This window comes from Streptomyces sp. ID05-39B, from assembly GCF_033794725.1.
GTDB lineage: Bacteria > Actinomycetota > Actinomycetes > Streptomycetales > Streptomycetaceae > Streptomyces > Streptomyces bobili.
Map to the genome: position 1 here is coordinate 1 of NZ_JARGEF010000097.1, position 16,734 is coordinate 16,734.

General features: G+C 71.0%; 12 protein-coding genes and 1 pseudogene. 8 read left to right on the forward strand and 5 right to left on the reverse strand.

Annotated elements, in window-relative coordinates; all coding sequences use genetic code 11:
* Window positions 1-930, forward strand: a 930-nt coding sequence (locus tag P1P75_RS21285) for a superoxide dismutase (protein ID WP_319257676.1), incomplete at its 5' end; no start/stop codon positions are given.
* Window positions 931-1,075: 145 nt separating this feature from the next.
* The gene (locus tag P1P75_RS21290) at window positions 1,076-1,522 is read left to right on the forward strand and encodes an excalibur calcium-binding domain-containing protein (RefSeq protein ID WP_319257678.1); all 447 of its coding nucleotides are present in this window, start codon (window positions 1,076-1,078) and stop codon (window positions 1,520-1,522) included.
* A 104-nt stretch (window positions 1,523-1,626) separates the two neighbouring features.
* Here the strand turns inward: P1P75_RS21290 and P1P75_RS21295 are convergent.
* Window positions 1,627-1,989 (reverse strand): annotated as a pseudogene (locus P1P75_RS21295) (GNAT family N-acetyltransferase); the annotation flags it as partial.
* Window positions 1,990-2,104: 115 nt separating this feature from the next.
* The gene (locus tag P1P75_RS21300) at window positions 2,105-3,418 is read right to left on the reverse strand and encodes an XRE family transcriptional regulator (RefSeq protein ID WP_319257680.1); all 1,314 of its coding nucleotides are present in this window, start codon (window positions 3,416-3,418) and stop codon (window positions 2,105-2,107) included.
* A gap of 190 nt (window positions 3,419-3,608) precedes the next feature.
* Here P1P75_RS21300 and P1P75_RS21305 point away from each other — a divergent pair, with 190 nt between their 5' ends.
* Window positions 3,609-4,655 (forward strand): NAD-dependent epimerase/dehydratase family protein, encoded by a 1,047-nt coding sequence (locus P1P75_RS21305; RefSeq protein WP_319257682.1) that lies wholly within the window; start codon window positions 3,609-3,611, stop codon window positions 4,653-4,655.
* 5 nt (window positions 4,656-4,660) lie between these two features.
* Here P1P75_RS21305 and P1P75_RS21310 read toward each other — a convergent pair whose 3' ends face one another.
* The gene (locus tag P1P75_RS21310) at window positions 4,661-5,491 is read right to left on the reverse strand and encodes a glycosyltransferase family 2 protein (protein ID WP_319257705.1); all 831 of its coding nucleotides are present in this window, start codon (window positions 5,489-5,491) and stop codon (window positions 4,661-4,663) included.
* A 60-nt stretch (window positions 5,492-5,551) separates the two neighbouring features.
* Between P1P75_RS21310 and P1P75_RS21315 the strand changes: the two genes are divergently transcribed.
* The 3 genes from P1P75_RS21315 (at window position 5,552) to P1P75_RS21325 (ending at window position 8,292) form a co-directional block, all read left to right on the forward strand.
* Window positions 5,552-6,310: a hypothetical protein gene (locus tag P1P75_RS21315; RefSeq protein ID WP_319257683.1), complete on the forward strand. Its 759-nt coding sequence runs from the start codon at window positions 5,552-5,554 to the stop codon at window positions 6,308-6,310.
* 9 nt (window positions 6,311-6,319) lie between these two features.
* Window positions 6,320-7,675, forward strand: coding sequence for a hypothetical protein (locus P1P75_RS21320; RefSeq protein WP_319257685.1), 1,356 nt, complete (start codon window positions 6,320-6,322; stop codon window positions 7,673-7,675).
* Window positions 7,676-7,974: 299 nt separating this feature from the next.
* Window positions 7,975-8,292: a thiopeptide-type bacteriocin biosynthesis protein gene (locus P1P75_RS21325; RefSeq protein WP_319257687.1), complete on the forward strand. Its 318-nt coding sequence runs from the start codon at window positions 7,975-7,977 to the stop codon at window positions 8,290-8,292.
* A gap of 206 nt (window positions 8,293-8,498) precedes the next feature.
* Here P1P75_RS21325 and ppdK read toward each other — a convergent pair whose 3' ends face one another.
* Window positions 8,499-11,192, reverse strand: a complete 2,694-nt coding sequence (gene ppdK / locus P1P75_RS21330) for a pyruvate, phosphate dikinase (RefSeq protein WP_319257689.1) — start codon at window positions 11,190-11,192, stop codon at window positions 8,499-8,501.
* A 590-nt stretch (window positions 11,193-11,782) separates the two neighbouring features.
* Window positions 11,783-13,003, reverse strand: a complete 1,221-nt coding sequence (locus P1P75_RS21335) for an ROK family protein (protein ID WP_319257692.1) — start codon at window positions 13,001-13,003, stop codon at window positions 11,783-11,785.
* A gap of 133 nt (window positions 13,004-13,136) precedes the next feature.
* On the opposite strand from P1P75_RS21335, the gene P1P75_RS21340 reads away from it, so the two are divergent.
* Window positions 13,137-14,621 carry a hypothetical protein gene (locus P1P75_RS21340; RefSeq protein ID WP_319257693.1) on the forward strand — a complete coding sequence of 495 codons (1,485 nt, stop codon included), beginning with the start codon at window positions 13,137-13,139 and terminating at the stop codon, window positions 14,619-14,621.
* Complete coding sequence (locus P1P75_RS21345; protein ID WP_319257695.1) at window positions 14,618-16,555, forward strand: glycogen debranching N-terminal domain-containing protein; 1,938 nt, start codon at window positions 14,618-14,620, stop codon at window positions 16,553-16,555. Before P1P75_RS21340 ends, P1P75_RS21345 begins: the two co-directional genes overlap by 4 nt.
* Window positions 16,556-16,734: the final 179 nt, after the last annotated feature.

The following is a 16,734-nucleotide window of genomic DNA, read 5'->3' on the forward strand; positions in this document are numbered from 1 at the left end:
ACCCCCTCCCGCCGCACCTTCCTCGCCGGCACCGCCGTCGCCGCCCTCACCCTGACGGCCACGGCAGCCCCCGCCGAGGCGTCCGCGTCTCGGCCGACCTGGCCGACCGTGTTCCCCCTCCCCGACGGCTGGCTCCCCGAGGGCATCGCCATCGGCGGCAAGCCCTACGCTTACCTGGGCTCCCGCGCCAACGGCGGTATCCACCGCACCGATTTGCGCACCGGCGAGGGCACGGTGCTCTACGCCGGAGGCGCCGACCAGATCGCCGTAGGCCTCAAGCTGGACCACGACGGCCTGCTGTACGTGGCGGGCAGCACCGGAGTGGCCCGCGTCATCGACTCCCGCAGCGGCGAACTGCTCACGACCCACCAACTCACCGCCCCCACCGGCCATTTCATCAACGACGTGACCCTGCTGGGCGACCGCGCATGGTTCACCGACTCCCGCGACGCCGTCCTCTACGGCGCCCCGCGCGGCGGCCGCACCGGCGAGATCCGCGCCCTCCCCCTCACCGGCGACTGGACCCAGCTCCCCGACGCCATCAGCGCCAACGGCATCGTCGACACCCCGGACGGCCGCGCCCTGATCGTCGTCAAGAGCACCCCCGGCGAGCTGCACAAGGTGAACCCCAGGACGGGCCTCACCACGAAAATCACCCTGATCGGACAGGAGAACGTCGTCAACGGCGACGGCCTCCACCGCATCGGCCGCACCCTGTACGTCGTCCAGAACCGCCTGAACCTCGTCAGCGTCTGGACCCTGGACCGCACGTCCACCACCGCCACCCTCAGCCGCACGATCACCTCCCCCCACTTCGACGTCCCCACCACGGCCGCCCGCTACGGCAACCGCCTCTACCTGGTCAACGCCCGCTTCACGAGCCCGCAGACCCCGGAGACCACGTTCACGGGAGTGGCGGTCAACCTCTGAGGCGGAGGGCGCGGCCAGGGACGGCCCCGCGCCCCCTCCAACTGCTGCCACACACATCTTCATCACAAATCAGCCACAGAGCCCTCACTCTCCGTCCCGGCGCCCTACGGTCGTCCCCCTGACACCACCAGCTCAGGGGGACGACATGAGCAACCCGTACACCACTCACCCCGCGCCGAGATGGGCCCGCAAGCGTTTCGTCCTGCCGGCGCTCGCCCTCGCCCTGTTCATCGGGGTCGGCATAGGCAGCGCCGACGAAGACCCCACGAAGGACGCGGAACCCGCGTCCGCCAAGCCCCGCCCGACAGTCACGGTGACGGCGACGGCGACGGCGACGGCCACCCCGGAACCGGCGGAGACGGTGACCGCGACGGAGACGGTCCGGGTGACAAGGACGGTCACGGCGGCGCCGGTGAACGAAGACAGCGGCTCCGACGACTCGGGCGGCTCGGGCGGCTCGGGCGGCTCCGCCACCGTCTACTACGGCAACTGCAGCGAAGCCCGAGCAGCGGGCGCGGCCCCGGTCCACGCGGGCGACCCGGGCTACGGCAGGCACCTGGACCGGGACGGCGACGGGACGGGGTGCGAGTAGGGGCCCGGCAGGGCCCTGGACTCAGTGGGCAGCACACGCTGCGCCGTCGTCCGAGACGGATGGATCACTCCGCCCACACGGTGAGAACGCGGAGGCGGGTCCGTTCACGGGTGCAGCTTCTTCACCATGACCGCGTACATCGGAGAGTCGGCGAACGGCCGCTGCTCGCCCACCTTCTGGTAGCCCCATGTCTCGTACAGGTCTTGGACCTTGGGATGAGTCACGTCGACCAGGAGCACGGCGAGATCCTCGCCGCGCTCCTTCAGCAGTTCCTCGTGCAGCCGATCCGAGATGCCCTGCTTCCGCCACCGCGGGCGCACCATGACCTCGGAGACGGCATAGGTCGCGGTGTAGCCGTTGTTCGGCTCGAAACCGGTGGAGCGCCACCATTCGCGCCCTGACTGAAGCGGGGCACCGTACGCGAAGCCGGTCGGCTCGTCCCCGTCGAAAGCAACGACGCAGGTGAAGCTTCCGACGCGAGTTGTCGACAGTGCTCACCTGCGGGTTCGTGATCGCGGGGTGAAGTGTCGGCAGACGCTCGTTTGCCGACACTCAGGGCCAGCCTCCCGGCGGTTGGTCGGATCATCCTGCGAGTCGTTCCCGGGCGTACTCGCGCAGCTCGATCATCGGTTGCTCTGGCCGGTCGTCCAGGCGGTGGATGAGTGCGGAAGTGAGGTCGATGCACCGAGTGGCCCCGGAGGCGAGTGCGGTGTCGAGAGCGGCGCGGGCATCGGCCGCAGCGGCGGAGGCGTCGCGGTTGCGGAGTGAGCCTTCGGCCCGGTAGGTCAGGAACACTGCTCTGGTACGGGAGCGGCGTGGATCGAGGTCGCCCAGTCCGGAGTCGATCGCGGTGCCGGCACGACCGGCGTCGCCGAGGTCGAGCCAGCACCGCCCGGCGTCCGCGTTGACGTCCGCCATCGACATCCAGGACACCACCGGGGGTGTGTCCTGCGGGCGCATCCGGCCCAGTTCGTTCTCAGCGGAGGTCAGGGCGCGCCCGGTTCCGGTGTGATCTTGGAGTACCGCGCAGGCCCGTGCACGGCGTACGTCGAGCAGGGAGCGAGCGGCCGGTGTACGGGCCCGGGAGCGGGCATGCTCCAGCACTTTGATCGCGTCGGCGGGCCTGGACAACCAGGTGGCCTGGTAGCCGAGATCGGATAACGCGACGGCGGCGAGGTCGCGATCCCCGGCCTGGTGTGCGGCGTGGACGGCGGCCTGCCAGTGGCGTTGGGCATCCGCGTGCCGGTCGGCGTCGAAACGCAGCCAGGCGGCGCAGTGCGCGAGGTCGGCGGCCACGGCGTGGAGGCGGCGGCCTATTGCTGAGCTGTAGCGGTCCTGGGTGATCAGGTCGATCGCAGTGTTCAGATGGGCGTCGATGAGACCGGAGACCTGCCGGTGCGTTCCGGCGGCAAGGGTGCGCAGCTCGCCGGAACGCTGCTCCAGCCACCTCAGGAGTTCCTCGTCGATCTGTTGTCCGCCCAGGGCCTGGGACAGGTGGCGTGGCTCGATGCGGGCCCAGTCGGCGGCGACCTCGATGAGGGCGCTACTGCTGAGTACCAGGAAGGATCGTCGGTCCATGCGAGTGATCTGCACCTCTTTCAGGGCGGCCCGGCTTCCCGAGGGGCTGAACGGAGCGGGATGTTCGAAGGCGGGCAGCCAGTAAGGCCATCGCAGCTGGTCGAGCGCGGCGGCGGGAACATCGAGGACCTCGGCCAGCAGCAGCTGGCTCTCCTCGCTCGGGGTGGTTCCTGTCTCCCAGAGCCAGATCCGGTTGCGGTCGATACCGCTGCGCAGGCCACGCCTGCGGGCCGTGGCACGAAGCAGACGAGCGAGGTCCTCTCCGGACCAGTGGTGACTGCGGCGCAGATGCGCCAGCGGATGACGGTCCAGCTCCATGTCGCCCTCTCCGATACTGACGTCGCCCCTTCACCATGCCGTACCCGGGCAGGGGTTGAGGGGGCTTCACCGAGGCCGGGCACACACCGGCCACACAGTCATCCCCTGGAGCAGGGCGGGGCCCGGTGGTGTCCTCGACGGCGTGACGCCGAGCATCCGCGCGGTGCCGTCGAGAAGGGCTGGTCCGTACGTGAACACACTGGATCGCTTCGCTGATCTGTCCGGAGCCACCGTCACCGTGACCGGAGGCTTCGGACTGGTCGGCAGCCGCATCGTGCACAAACTCCGCACGCTGGGCGCCAAACCGCTGGCCGTGGGGCGCCTGGATGCCTACGGAAGTTCCGTCTACTCCTCCGTGTTCGGCATCTCGCCCGGGGACGTGGACGTCGTCGCCGGTGACATCACCGACGCCCCGCTGATGAACGACCTGATTTCGCGCAGTGATTACGTCATCCACGCCGCGGCACTGGCCGACGTCGCGGAGTGCACCCGTAATCCGGCGGCCGCGTTGGAAGCCAATATCCGCGGTACCCAGACTGTGCTGGATGCCGCGGGCCGGCACAGCGGCACGCTGAGGCGACTGGTCTTCGTCTCCTCGGCCAGCGTCTACGGCATCGGCAACGGTTCGCCGGACGCGGGGGCAAAGTTCAGCGAGGACGATGTGCTGACGCCCGGGTCTATCTACGCCAACACCAAACTGTGGGGCGAGCACCAGACGGCCCTCGCCCTCAGCGGCTCCGACGATTCGTACGCGATCGTGCGGTACTTCTCCGTCTACGGACAGCCGCAGGTTGTCAAGGAGAACAGTCACAGCTGGGTGGTGGCCTGGTTCGCGATGCGGGCCGCGCTCGGCCTGCCGCTGCACCTCAACGGCGGGGGCCACCAGGTGCGGGACTTCGTGCACGTCGACGACATCGCGGAGGCGACCCTGCTGGCGGCGGTGACCGAGCGCGCAGATCGTACGACGCTCAACGTCGGCACCGGCCGGGCCACTTCCATCCGGCAGATCGCCGACCTGGTACGCCGCCGCCATTCCGGTGCGCGGATCATCGAGAGCCCGCGGCCGCAGGGCGATCCGCTCGGCGCTTGCGCCGACATCACCCGCATGACCAAGGTGCTGGGCTGGGCTCCGCAGGTGAACATCGAGGACGGGGTGCGCCGCTACCTGCAGTGGCTGGAGCAGACCCCGAAAGCGATTCCGGCGTGGCTGCACACCGAGGCCCAGGCTGCTTCGTGAGTCGCTCAGATCACCGGGGGGCGGCCGAGGCGGGCCAGTCGGAGCACGGTGCGCCAACGCATCGGTTGGCGGCGCCCGCACTCGGTGCGCCAGCCCTCGGCGAAGCCGCCGAACCAGGCCCGCAGCCCGGTGAGGCTGCGGGTACGGGCCAGCGTCAAGGCCACCCACACCCCCAGGTAGACGGGGACGAGCAGCGCGGGCAGGTGGCGGCGGGCGAGGTAGACCCGGTTGCGGGCGTTGACCTGATAGAAGAACGCGTGCCGCGCCGGGGAGGTCCGCGGGTGCTGGAGAAGCAGTTGGGGTGCGTAGCGGACCTTCCAGCCGGCGTCGATCGCCCGCCAGGCCATGTCAGTCTCCTCGTGCGCGAAGAAGAACGCGTCGGGCCACGGGCCGACCTGCTGCAACATTTTCACGGACAGGACGTGGGCGCCGCCGAGGAAGCCGGTCACCTCACCACCGCGCATCGGATCACCTGCCCGCAGCCGGGGTACGTGGCGGCGCTGGGTCACTCCAGTCTCGTCCGCGATACGGAAGCCGATGATCCCCAGCCGCGGGTCCGCCGCGTACAGCGCCTGGATCGTGGCGAAGACGTCGTCGGCGACCAGCAGGCCGTCGTCATCCAGGTCCAGCACCAGGTCCATGTCCGAGAGGTGTTCCAGGGCGGCGTTGCGGCCGCCGGTCACTCCCAGGTTCTCTGCCAGCTGCACCGTCTCGACCCACGGCGGCAGATCGGGCATCGCGCATCCGTTGACCACCACCACCGTCCGCGCCGCCGGGGCCGTCTGCGCATGGACCGAGGCCAGCAGCCCGGCCAGCTCCCTGGGCCGGGTGCCCATCGTCAGGATCGCCACGCCCAGCTTCACGCCTGCCCTGTTCCCATCTGTGTGAAGGACGCCATGACCGATCGACACCCGCCCGGCCGCGCCTGCCTGCGTGAACTCGCCGCCGAGCGCCGACTGCCCACCCACCAGCCGATGGACCAGATGACGCTCGGGTGGATCTCGGACCACCGTCCGGCGAACTTCGACGCGGCGCCCAGCTTCCCACGCCCCGGACTCATGCTCGTACCGGCCCGCTCGTGGTTCCTCTCCGAGCGCCAGTCCGACGCCAACCACGGGGTGCGCCACAACGCCCGCGTCAGCCTGTACGCCGCCTTCCTCGCCCAGGAGCACGAGCTCGGCGCCGACGACATCGCGGCCCTCTGCGCCGCCGGAGCCGTCCACGACTGCCGACGGCGCGACGACCGGACCGACCCCGGTCACGGACAACGAGCGGCAACGTGGTTCCGCCGCCGCACCGCCACGGTCACCCGCGCGCTGGGCCACGAAGTTCCGGCCGCCACGCTGCACCGGGCGGCGCAGGCGATCGCCGTGCACGACGTGCCCTACGACCACTTCACCGCTCGCCAGAAGCGCGCCTACCGACAAGCTCCGCATCTCGTCGACGTCCTCAAGGCGGCCGACTGCCTGGACCGCTACCGCCTGCCGCTTACGCGGTGGTGGCCGGACTTGACCCGGCTGCGTATCGCCGTGCCCGACTGGCTGCCCCCGGCCGCCTTCGCCCTGGTCGTACGCAGTGAACAGGCCGCCCTTGACGGAGCCACCACCCCCTGTGCCCTCGCCACCGCCCGACGCTCCCTTACCCCCGGCCAGTAGGAGCCCCGCGTGGACATTGACCTCGACGACGCCCACACCGACTGCACCCACCCCCGCACCCGCCCCGTCCCGGCCGGGTGCACCGAGAGCGAGGACGACTGGCGCCGCCGACTGCAGCACGACACCCCCGGCGGCCATCTGCTCGCCCACAACGCCATGGCCCAGACGCTCGCCAGCGGCCGCCCGATCCATCTGATGCACACCACGAGCGCCCTGGACGCCATCCGCGCCACCGGCCAGCTCTATGCCTCCTCCGGATGCCTGCTCGCCGCTCTGTACTGCGCGCCCCTGGCCGAGACGCCCGCCGGCCTTCGCCCGCACAACCTCGGCGCCTACCTGCTGCAGACCAAGCCACACACCCAAACCCTGATGATCGAGATCACGCCCACCACACCGGCACCGGCACCGGCACCGGCACCGGCACCGGCACCGGCCAAGGGCATCGACTACCTGCGGCTCGGCCCCCTCCACCTGCACACCTACCTCGATCACCGCAGCTTCCTCACTCAGGCCGAGGACCTCCAACTACGCAACAGAGCACTGCACCAGATCCGTCACGCCGCCCCGTTCCTCGACACGGTCCTGGCCAACGCCACCGGACGCCGGACAACGCCGGGCACGTTCGTGGACCAGCTCGCCGCTGCCGTCCCAGGCCTTCCGTTCCTGGGCTACGTGTACTTCGAGGTGCTCTCCGAGTACCTGATGCTCCACTCCACCAGTGCCGAGACGAAGTCGTTCGCGGAGGCCGGGGAGATGAACAACCGCCTCTACAAGCGCCTGGCGTTCTCCGCGGTCAACGGCATGGACAAACTGTTCGACCTGTCCCGCTTCCACCCCGACCACCAGCGCCTGCACGACCTGATCGCCGGCATCGAGTCCCCTCTCGCCCTTGGAGCGGCGCAGTACACCCGAGACCGGCTCTCCCACCTGCTCACCGCTCTGGCCCTCCACCCCAACCAGGACGCGAGCGCCTTCACCTTCCGCGGTCAGGACTTCGACAGCCTTGCCCAGGCCGCGCCGTCCCTGCTGGGCCAGACGCTCTTCCGCGAGATGCGCATGCTTCAGCGCTATCCGCAGCTCTACCTCGCTTTCGAGCAAGCCAAGGCCCTTCGGGCCTGGAACTACTGGAACCACCACCAGATCCGGGCGCCGTTCAACGGGTTCCTCCCCAAGGGCGAGATCGGCGTCAACCCCGCCTACCCCGACCGCTGCGCGGTGTGGCTGGTGGAGACCTGCGAGCGGGGTCTGCTCCACCCGGTCGACGAACTCGACGTCGCCTTCGTGCCCCGCCTGGCCGATCTGGGCATGACCGCCATGCGCCGGGACGCCACCGGCAAGGCGGCCGGGCATCCGGCCGCCGCCTGAACTGATCGGCTGCCGCTGTTGCCAGGCCCTCGCACCCTGCCGGACTGCGTCGCCAAAGTTCGTCCGCCGTGTACAGCGGCGCCTCTACCGTCCAGCCCGAATGCTGATCACGAGGGCGTGCGGAAGGGGTAGTCGAGTGGGGCGGGATCTGGGTCTGGACGGGGTGGTAAACCACTTCACCCTGTCCGGCGACGAGGTGGGCTGGTCACGGAACAAGACCGGGGCCACGAGGCTGGGCTTCGCCGTCCAGCTCAAGTTTTTGACCTGGCGCGGACGGTTCCCCAATGGTTCGCCACTCGTTGACGGCACCCCGTGTACCGGCGGACCGTCTCAACGCCCGCGCCCAGGAGATCCGGCCTCTGCTCTTCGCCGACAGCGACGCCATGCTGCATTCCGGCGGACCGCTGGAGCCCGTCACCGAGTGGGCCGCCGCCTTCCACAGCGCGGGGCAGTCGCTCGGCCACGCCGTCCAGGAAGGCACGCTCGACCGTGGGTTGAGGCAGGTGCTCAGCTACCACGTGATCTTCCACTGGAACCGCCTCGGGCTGTCCCTGCGGGGACAGAGCTTCCTGGCCTGGGCTGCCAGGGAGGCGATCCTTCACAAGGAGAGCGCGTAGCGTCGCAGCAGCCGAACCCACACCCACGGCCGAGGATGCACAAGAAGGCGGCACCCCCGCACGGGTGCCGCCCTCTTCTGGTGAACCGGAGCCGCCTCGATCGGTGCTGAGGGTCGGGGACCGCGGCGGCTCCGGGGTTGGTGGGGAGGGTGGGGACGGTCCGTCAGGGAGCGTCCCCACCCCCGGTTCAGTGGGGAACCCCCGGCTCAGCGGTGGTCGCTGCCCTCCGACTGGGTGGCCGCGCGGCCAGCCTCCAGGCGGGCGACCGGGATGCGGAAGGGGGAGCAGGAGACGTAGTCGAGGCCGACCTCGTGGAAGAAGTGGACCGACTCGGGGTCGCCGCCGTGCTCGCCGCAGACGCCGAGCTTGAGGTCGGGGCGGGTGGCGCGGCCGGCTTCGACGGCGGACTTGACCAGGGAGCCGACGCCGTCCCTGTCGATGGTCTCGAAGGGGGAGACGCCGAAGATGCCCTTCTCCAGGTAGGCGGTGAAGAAGGATGCCTCGACGTCGTCGCGGCTGAAGCCCCACACGGTCTGGGTGAGGTCGTTGGTGCCGAAGGAGAAGAACTCCGCGGCCTCGGCGATCTGACCGGCGGTCAGCGCCGCCCTCGGCAGTTCGATCATCGTGCCGATGGACAGCTTGAGGTCGGTGCCGGTGGCCTCCTGGACCTCGGCGATGACCTGGTCGGCCTCCTCGCGGACGATCTCCAGCTCCTGGACCGTACCGACGAGCGGGATCATGATCTCGGCGCGCGGGTCGCCCTTGGCGGCCTTGCGTTCGGCCGCGGCCTCGGCGATGGCACGGACCTGCATGGTGAAGAGGCCGGGGATGACGAGGCCCAGCCGTACGCCGCGCAGGCCGAGCATCGGGTTCTGCTCGTGGAGGCGGTGGACGGCCTGGAGCAGGCGCAGGTCGTTCTCGTGGGACTCCTGGCGGGACTCCGCGAGGGCGACCCGCACGGACAGCTCCGTGATGTCGGGGAGGAACTCGTGCAGCGGCGGGTCGAGGAGGCGGACCGTGACCGGCAGGCCGTCCATCGCCGAGAACAGCTCGACGAAGTCCTTCTTCTGGAGCGGCAGGAGCGCGGCCAGCGACTCCTCGCGCTCGGTCTGCGTGTCCGCCAGGATCAGGCGCTCGACCAGCTCCCGGCGGTCGCCGAGGAACATGTGCTCCGTACGGCACAGGCCGATGCCCTGGGCGCCGAAGCGGCGGGCGCGCAGCGCGTCCTCGGCGTTGTCGGCGTTGGCGCGCACCCGCAGGCGGCGCTTGCGGTCGGCGAACGCCATGATCCGGTGTACGGCCTCGACCAGTTCGTCGGCGTCGTTGGCGCCGGCGTGCATGCGGCCCTCGAAGTACTCCACGACGGGGGACGGGACCACCGGGACCTCGCCCAGGTAGACCTTGCCGGAGGAGCCGTCGATCGAGATCAGGTCGCCCTCCTCGACGACGTGCCCGCCGGGCACCGTCATCCGGCGGCGCTTGGTGTCGACCTCCAGTTCCTCCGCGCCGCAGACACAGGTCTTGCCCATGCCGCGCGCGACGACCGCCGCGTGGGAGGTCTTGCCGCCCCGTGAGGTGAGGATGCCCTCGGCCGCGATCATGCCGTCGAGGTCGTCGGGGTTGGTCTCGCGGCGGACCAGGATGACCTTCTCGCCCGAACGCGACCACTTCACGGCCGTGTACGAGTCGAAGACCGCCTTGCCGACCGCGGCGCCCGGCGAGGCGGCGATGCCCCGGCCGACCTTCTCGACCTTCGCGTCCTCGTCGAAGCGCGGGAACATCAGCTGGGCGAGCTGTGCGCCGTTCACCCGCTGGAGGGCTTCCGTCTCGTCGATCAGCCCCTGGTCCACCAGCTGCGTGGCGATGCGGAAGGCCGCGCCCGCCGTGCGCTTGCCGACGCGGGTCTGGAGCATCCACAGCTGGCCGCGCTCGATGGTGAACTCGATGTCGCAGAGGTCCTTGTAGTGGTTCTCCAGCGTCTCCATGATCTGCATCAGCTGGTCGTACGACTTCTTGTCGATCTGCTCCAGATCCGCCAGAGGCACGGTGTTGCGGATGCCCGCGACGACGTCCTCGCCCTGGGCGTTCTGGAGGTAGTCGCCGTAGACGCCCTGGTGGCCGGAGGCGGGGTCGCGGGTGAAGGCCACGCCGGTGCCGGAGTCGGGGCCCAGGTTGCCGAAGACCATCGAACAGACGTTGACGGCCGTGCCCAGGTCGCCGGGGATGCGCTCCTGGCGGCGGTAGAGCTTGGCGCGGTCGGTGTTCCAGGAGTCGAAGACCGCGTGGATGGCGAGGTCCATCTGCTCGCGCGCGTCCTGCGGGAAGTCCCGGCCGGCCTCGGCCTTGACGATCTTCTTGAAGCGGGTGACCAGCTTCTTGAGGTCGGCGGCCTCCAGCTCGGTGTCGACGGTGACCTTCTTGGCCCCCTTGGCCGCCTCCAGCGCCTCTTCGAAGAGGTCGCCGTCGACGCCGAGGACGGTCTTGCCGAACATCTGGATGAGGCGCCGGTAGGAGTCCCAGGCGAAGCGGTCGTCGCCGGCCTGCTTGGCGAGGCCCTGGACCGACTTGTCGGAGAGGCCGATGTTGAGGACGGTGTCCATCATGCCGGGCATCGAGAACTTGGCGCCGGAGCGGACGGAGACGAGCAGGGGGTCGTCGGCCTGGCCGAGCTTCTTGCCCATCTTGGCTTCGAGGGCGTCGAGGTGTGCACTCACCTCGTCACGCAGTGCCGCCGGCTCCTCACCGCTGTCGAGGTAGACCTTGCAGGCCTCGGTGGTGATGGTGAACCCGGGCGGCACCGGCAGGCCGAGGTTGGTCATCTCGGCGAGGTTGGCGCCCTTGCCCCCGAGGAGGTCCTTGAGGTCCTTGTTGCCCTCGGTGAAGTCGTAAACGAACTTCACTGCCTCAACGCTCGTGGCCGTTTCGGCTACCGGGAGATCTTTGTTTTCCGACACGGGTCTCGACTCCTCGAGGACGCGGTGGCTGCCCTGACGGGCAGGAACATACCCAGATCAAAGGCGTCTGGGTACGTCCACTTGCGCGTCATGCGCCTGTAACCAGTCGTCCGCCACTGGATCGAAAGTCAAAGCTTGGCAAGCGCAGAGCAGCCGATGTATTCACTTCTTGAACGCATCCACTCCCTACGGAGCCCTTGAGTGCTCAGGTGAGCGGCTCAGGCTACGTTTGATTTCGATCGATGAACGATCAAGGGGTGGCACTCAGTGCCACCCCTTGAGGAAGTGCAAACGAGCGGGCGCCGCTCATGTGAGCACTACCCCTATCAAGGGTGGCGAGAATCACGCTTCCACAGGCCGCGGAATTTCACCATCCGGACGCTCCCCGGACACGCCTCACAACGGAAACGCGCTCGTCACACAGGCCGCCGTACGTCCGCCGAGCACGCGCCGCACGTCCGCCGCACCGCTCACCGCAGGACCCCGCACGACCCCGCACGCCATCGCACGCCGCCGAACCCCGGCCGCACCCCCGCTCACACGCCCAGCTCCAGCAGCCGTTCCTCCACCCGCGTCGGCGCGTACAGGTGCTCCACGACCATCGCACCGGCTCCCACCAGGCCCGCCCGGTCCCCAAGCCCTGAGGTCACCACGTCCAGCCGGGCCGTGGAGCGGGGCAGAGCCCGCTGGTAGAGCAGTTCGCGCACGCCGGTGAGGAAGGAGGTGCCCGCGAGGTCCCCGGCGATCATCAGGACGCCCGGGTTGAGCAGCGTCACGACCGTCGCCAGCACGTCGCCGACCTGGCGGCCGGCCTCGCGGGCCAGCGCCGCCGCACCCGGATGCCCGGCGGCGAGCAGGTCGCGTACGTCCGAGCCGGAGGAGGCGGGCACGCCGGTCTCGGCCAGTGCGCGGGCCACCGCGCCACCGCTGGCGACGGCCGCGAGGCAGCCGTGCGAACCGCAGCGGCACAGCGCCCCCGAGCCCACCCGGATATGCCCGATGTCACCGGCGCCGCCGTCGACACCGCGGAAGATCTCGCCACCCACCACGACTCCGGCGCCGATCCCGGTGGACACCTTGACCAGCACGAACGCCGAGCAGTCGCGGTATCCGGTGCGCTGTTCGCCGTACGCCATGAGGTTGGCGTCGTTGTCGACGAGGACCGGGACGGGTGCGGCACCGGTGCGTTCGGTGAACGCCCTGGAGAGGCGGGAGCGGATGTCGTAGCCGTCCCAGCCGGGCATGATCGGCGGCTGGACCACCAGGCCGGTCTCGCTGTCGACCGGGCCGGGGACGGCGAGGCCTATGCCGCAGGCCTCGTCCGCGCCGCGACCCGCCTTCTCCAGCAGTTCCGCGAACCAGCCGCCCAGCTCGCCGAGCACCACTTCCGGGCCGTCCTCGACCGCCAGCGGGCCCGCGTGCTCGGCGAGGATCTCGCCGGTCAGGGACAGCACGGCCGCGCGCGCGTGCCGGGTGTCCAGGTCGGCGGTGAGGACGACGGCGTGCGCGTCGTCGAACTCGAGCGTGATGGAGGGCCGGCCGCCCAGCGGGGAGTCGACGGGACCGCCCGCTCCCTCGCGCAGCCAGCCCGCGCGAAAGAGCCGGTCGAGGCGCTGCCCGACCGTGGCCCGGGAGAGTCCGGTGGCCTGCTGGAGGGCACCGCGTGTGGTGGCCCGGCCGGTCCGTACCAGCGCGAGCAGATCTCCGGCGCCGGCCTGACCGCCGCCCCTGCCCGTCCGTCCGGGCTGTCCGGTCATGCGCACCCCCTTGTGTTTCCCAACTCTGCATTACATATTGAGTTCTGCGTGTTAAATAGACGTAACCCTACGGTAGCCACTGCCGAACTGGTCGACCGTGGCCATGTCGTCGTCGTTCTTCGGGGAGCCCCGAGTGGATCGCACTGCCCAGCTCATCGCCCGCCCCGCGGAGTGCACCGCCGTATACGATCCGACCACTTCGGCCGGTTCGCTGCACCTCAGGGCCATAGAGGTACTGGACGGCAACTGGACGGGAACCTCGACCGTGCCCTCGCGTGGTCTGTACCCGCACCAGTGGTCCTGGGACTCCGCGTTCATCGCGATCGGGCTGCGGCACGTCTCCCCGCGCCGGGCACAGACCGAGCTGGAGACGCTGCTCGACGCCCAGTGGGGCGACGGGCGCATCCCGCACATCGTCTTCAACCCCTCCGTGCCGCTCGATGCCTACTTCCCGAGCCCCGACTTCTGGCGCTCCGGGACCGCGGGGCGCGCTGCGGGCGCCCCGCGCACCGTACAGACCTCCGGCATCGTGCAGCCACCGGTGCACGCGCTGGCAGCCTGGCTGGTGCACCGCGCCGACCCCGGTCTGTCGCGGGCGCGCGGCTTCCTGGCCCGGGTCTACCCCCGGCTGGCCGCCTGGCACCGCTATCTGCTGCACCGGCGGGACCTGGGCGGCGGCGGCCTGGTGTCGGTCGTCCACCCCTGGGAGCAGGGGATGGACAACGCGCCGTCCTGGGACGCCCCGCTCGCCCGGATCGCCCCGGCCCCGGCCCGCTCCTTCCGGCGCGCCGACCTCGCCCACGGGGCGCCCGAGGACCGGCCGACGGACCTGGACTACGGGCGGTACGTGCGGCTGGCGACGGACTACCGGGACGGGGAGTACGCGGACGGGCGGGCCGGGTTCGCCGTCGAGGACCCGGCCTTCAACGCCCTGCTCATCGCCTCCGAGCACGCGCTGGCCCGGATCGCGCAGGAGCTGGGGGCCACCGGCACCGCCCGCCACGCGCGCGCGCAGCGGCTGACGGCGGCGCTCGTGGACCGGCTGTGGGACCCGGCCGAGGGCCTGTTCCTCTGCCGGGACCTGCGCGGCGGCGGCCTGATCCGCGAGCGCGGCGTCTCCGGCCTGGTCCCGCTCCTGCTGCCCGGACTGTCCCGCGAGATCGTCTCCGCTCTCGTGGGGACCCTGCGCGGCCCGCACTTCGGGATGGGCGCCGCCACCCGTCTCGTCCCCAGCTACGACCTGCTCGGCGAGGCCTTCGACCCGCACCGCTACTGGCGGGGGCCGGCCTGGTTCAACACGAGCTGGCTCGTCGAGCGGGGCCTGAGGCTGCACGGCGAGCGGGCGCACGCGGACGCACTGCGCGCGGCCGTGCTGGACGTCTCGGACACCTCGGACTTCGCGGAGTACGTCGACCCGTACACCGGCGATGCCTGCGGGGCGACCGGCTTCAGCTGGACCGCCGCGCTCACGCTCGACCTGCTGCACGACACGCACGACACGCACGGCACGGACAACAGGCACGACAAGCACCACCGGCCGTACGACACGCGCCACCTGCCGCACGGCACGGGATTCGACAGGGCCGACAGCTCGTTCAAGGGAGGGGACCGGGGATGACGGACCGGCATCATCTGCTCGTGTACGGCGGGACGTTCGCCGCCGTCGGGGACCGCGGGGACATCAGCGGCGTACGCGGCGCCGGAGCCCCCGACGGGTTGTTCGTCAGGGACGCGCGCCACCTCAGCCGCTGGCAGCTCACCGTCGACGGGGCGGTGCCCGAGGTGCTCGCGCCGGTCGCGGACGGGGACGCGGCGCGCTGCGTGCTGGTGCCGCGCGGGGGCCGCACCGAGCCGCCCTCGTGCACGCTCTTCCGCGAACAGGCGGTCGGCGACGGCTCGTTCGTGGAGTCGCTGCGCGTGGTCAGCAACCGTCCGGTGCCGCTGACGGTCCGGCTGGCGCTCACCGTCGACGCCGACTTCACCGACCAGTTCGAACTCCGCTCCGACCACCGCACCTACGCCAAGACGGGCGCCGTCCGCACCCGCCAGATCCTCGACGACGGTGTGGAGTTCAGCTACCGGCGCGGCGAGTGGCGGTCCGTCACGACGGTGACCGCGGACCCCGCGCCGGACGGCGTCGAGGAGACCGGCACCGGCGCCCGCCGCCTCGCCTGGACCCTGGAGTTGGAGCCGCACGGCTCCGCCGAACTGACCCTGCGCGTCATGGCCCGCCCGCACGGCGAGAAGCGCGCCCTGCGCGTCCCCAGCTCCCCCACCGCGCTGACCAGGCACCTGCTGGCGCAGGAGGGCGAGTTCGTGGAGGGCGTGGCCTTCCCCACCGGCTGGCCCGAACTGGCGGCCGCCTGCGCGCGGGGCCTCGCCGACCTGGCCGCGCTCCAGGTCCCCGCGACCGGTCCGGACGGCGAGGAACTCCGCGTCCCGGCCGCCGGCGCCCCCTGGTTCCTCACCCTGCTGGGCCGCGACGCCCTGCTCACCTCGCTGTTCGCGCTCCCCTACCGGCCCGCCCCGGCCGCCGCCACGCTCCTCGCGCTGGCCGCCGCCCAGGCCACCGAGACCGGCCCGGAGTCGGTGTCCCAGCCCGGCAAGATCGTCCACGAGGTGCGGCACGGCGAACTCGCCCACTTCCACCAGGTCCCCTACGGCCGCTACTACGGCTCGGTGGACGCCACCCCCCTCTTCCTGGTCCTGCTCGGCGCCTACGTCGAGCAGACCGGCGACACAGCGCTGGCCCGCCGGCTCGAGCCGCACGCCCGCGCCGCCATCGGCTGGATGCTCGACCACGGCGGCCTCACCTCGCGCGGCTACCTGGTCTACCGCGCCGACCAGGGCGGCCTCGCCAACCAGAACTGGAAGGACTCCCCCGGCGCCATCTGTTCGGCCGACGGCACCCGCGCCCTTGGCCCGGTGATGGCGGCGGGCGCCCAGGGCTACGCGTACGACGCGCTGCGCCGCACCGCGTCCGTGGCGCGCACGGCGTGGCAGGACGAGACCTACGCGGCCCTGCTGGAGCAGGCCGCCGCCGATCTGCGCGACCGCTTCCAGCGGGACTTCTGGATGCGGGAGCGTTCCTTTCCTGCGCTGGCGCTGGACGGAGACGGCCGCCAGGTCGACGCGCTCGCTTCCGACGCCGGCCATCTGCTGTGGTCGGGGCTGCTGGACAAGGAGTACGGCGAGATGGTGGGCCGGCGGCTCCTGGAGCCGGACTTCTTCTCCGGCTGGGGCGTCCGCACGCTCGCGGCCGGGCAGTCGGCCTACCACCCGCTGTCGTACCACCGCGGTTCGGTGTGGCCGCACGACAACGCGCTGATCACCCTGGGGCTGGCCCGCTACGGCCTGCACGACGAGGCCCGTACGGTGGCGCACGGCCTGGTCGACGCGGCCACCGCGACCGGCCACCGCCTCCCCGAGGTCCTCGCGGGCTACGGCCGTGACACCCACGCGGAGCCGGTGCCGTACCCTCACGCCTGCGTACGGGAGTCCCGCTCGGCGGCGGCCCCGTTGGCGCTGCTCACGGCGGTGGGCGGGGCGTAACGACCTGCCTGGCCGAGCGTTTGCCCGGTGTTTGCCGACCGCGGGGCGCGGCGGTTGAACACCGGGCGAGGGCACGCCGTACGAGACGGTGGCGGATCCGGCCCCATCACCGGATCCGCCGATCCACCCGGCTTCGTACGGAAGGACCCCTCGGGTGCCTGTCTTCACACGGTCTCGTG